This window comes from Collinsella aerofaciens, assembly GCF_040926405.1.
Lineage (GTDB): Bacteria > Actinomycetota > Coriobacteriia > Coriobacteriales > Coriobacteriaceae > Collinsella.
This window is the reverse complement of sequence record NZ_JBCOIG010000022.1, coordinates 4,742-5,133: the sequence shown is the minus strand read 5'-3', so window position 1 is coordinate 5,133 and position 392 is coordinate 4,742. Positions and strand designations below refer to the sequence as shown.

Sequence of the window (392 nt, the reverse complement as noted above, 5' to 3'; positions counted from 1 at the left end):
CTATTCCTCGGTAGCTCAATGGTAGAGCACGCGGCTGTTAACCGCGCTGTTGTAGGTTCGAGTCCTACCCGGGGAGCCAGAATTTTCCAGCCCTTTCTGTTGGGCTTTAAATTCCTCGGTAGCTCAATGGTAGAGCACGCGGCTGTTAACCGCGCTGTTGTAGGTTCGAGTCCTACCCGGGGAGCCAGGTTGTAAAACCCGTCGCAATGCGGCGGGTTTTTTCATGCCGCGACCACTTGACTCGAACGTTGCCATATCAACATTTCGTGTCGAGGATGTAATCCCGCGACCCACCACCTCAACATGGCGCGGTCGTTGTAGAATATTGCAATGATTGCTCCCACGACATGGTGCCGCGAGCACCAGATAAGGAGATTCTTGTGTCTGAGACC

Annotated in this window: 2 tRNA genes; both read left to right on the top strand. The window is 54.1% G+C overall.

The features are described from left to right. The first annotated feature begins 4 nt into the window (after positions 1 to 4). Positions 5 to 79 (top strand) — tRNA-Asn (locus AB5758_RS07835). A gap of 33 nt (positions 80 to 112) precedes the next feature. Continuing rightward, positions 113 to 187: transfer RNA gene (locus AB5758_RS07830), tRNA-Asn, on the top strand. Positions 188 to 392 lie beyond the last annotated feature (205 nt).